The sequence below is a fragment of the Nocardia farcinica genome, assembly GCF_029867845.1.
Lineage (GTDB): Bacteria > Actinomycetota > Actinomycetes > Mycobacteriales > Mycobacteriaceae > Nocardia > Nocardia farcinica_A.
In genome coordinates this window covers 1-1,693 of record NZ_JARWRU010001145.1, presented here as the reverse complement: position 1 = coordinate 1,693, position 1,693 = coordinate 1, and the positions used below count along the sequence as shown (strand labels likewise).

Below are 1,693 nucleotides of genomic sequence, written 5' to 3'. Positions count from 1 at the left end.
GACCGCGGCCAGGCGGGCGGCCAGGTCGTCGAGGGTGCGGTCGGTGGCGGCCAGCCAGCCGGCGTCCAGCGGTGCGGCGCCGCAGACCGGGCACGGGCAGCCGTCGGAGGCGACGGCGTGTTCCCGGGCGCGACGCAGCAGGTCGTAGCTGCGCAGGTCGGAGTCGGTGCCCGCGTCGCTGAGCCGATCGAGCGCGGCGGCGCAGGCCACGAGCCGGTCGGCGACGGCGGCGACCTCCCCGGCCTCGGGGACGGTCAGCCCGAGCACGGCGCGCAGCAGGCCGGTGTCGCCGGTGTCGCTGTCCCCGCGCAGGCATTCGGCCAGGGCGACCGGGTCGAGGCGTTCGTCGCGCAGCACCGCCGCGGCGCGGGCGGCGCGTTCGTCGGCCACGGCGTCGAGTTCGGCGAGCAGGGCCGCGCGGTCGAGTCTGACCTGTTTGGCCGCGCGTTCGCCGTCGAGCCTGCGCGAACGCAGCCGGTCCTGGGCGGCGATCAGTTCGTCCAGGCCGAGCAGCTGGTGCAGGGCGTCGAACAGGTCGCTCGGCCTGCCGTCGACCAGGCTGCCCAGTTCGCTGTAGGACAGGAACGGGCGGTAGAGGTCGAGCACCGGGCCCCAGGCGACGGGGTCGAAGCCGGACGTCGAGCCGTCGGGCTGTTCCAGGGTCCAGCGCGCCTCGTCCAGCGCGGCGCGGGCGTCCCACTCCTTGACCACCAGCCGCCGCGGCCGCGGGCCCGAGGTGAGCAGTTCCAGTTCGATCCGGGTGTGCTCGCCCTCGTGCAGGTTGCGCCAGCCCTCCCGCCACTCGGCCGAGCGCCCGTCCCAGCGCCTGTTGCCGCCGGTGAGCGCGAGTTCGGCGGCTTCGGCGAAGCTGGACTTGCCGCAGCCGTTGCGCCCGACGACCAGGGTCAGGCCGGGACCTGGCCGCAACGGCAGTTCGGCTTGCGCGCCGATGCCGCGGAAACCGCGCACCCGGATCGCCTGGAGGAAGATCCCCTCCACATCGAATCCACCGCCGTCGAATCCACCGCCGTCGAATCCACCCGGACCGGGTGCGGCGCCGGGCCGGGAACCCGCCGCGGCAGCGCCCGTTCCCCGGGGACCGAGGGCGTCGAGGACGGCCGCTTCGACATCCGGTGCGACCGTGGGGTCGGCGGCGATCCGCCGGGCGACCAGGGCGGCGAGATCCGCCGCTCCCGCCGTGTCGAGCGATCGCTGCCAACCCACCCGGGAAATTCCCCCTCCAGCCCGGCCGGATCCGCCCCCGTATCCGGCTCCGTCGTCGAAAGCCGAACGAAACGCTACCCGATCCCCGGGGTCGCGCACATCGGCCGGAGGACCGGCCTCGTGCGGCGACGGCACACGCGAATCTGCCCGCAAGGGATGGCAATGGTCATCGAAGGAGTCGCTGCGCTTCGATGTCCACCCCTCGACCAGCCCTGACGGGCAGCTCGACGCGTGGCACCCGCGAGCGGGTGGTCCGGCGGAGCCGAACAGGACAGAATGCCAGACCGGTTGGTTCGGCGCAATACTTCCCGGCACGCCAATTCCCGCCGCGCACAGCGGTTTCCGTGCCGCGCCGAGGGGGCACCGGTCGCGCTGTCGGTGCGCTCGGGTAGAAATCGGGGCCAGAGACCGCGACCGCACCGAATCCGGGGACGACACTCATCCGATGACCGCACGGCCTGCCACGACC

At 74.0% G+C, this 1,693-nt stretch carries 1 protein-coding gene; it reads right to left on the bottom strand.

Annotated features, from left to right (window positions below):
• Window positions 1-1,224: ATP-binding protein (locus QH283_RS25495; RefSeq protein WP_280505474.1), on the bottom strand; the 1,224-nt coding region annotated here is incomplete at its 3' end.
• Between the last annotated feature and the right edge of the window lie 469 nt (window positions 1,225-1,693).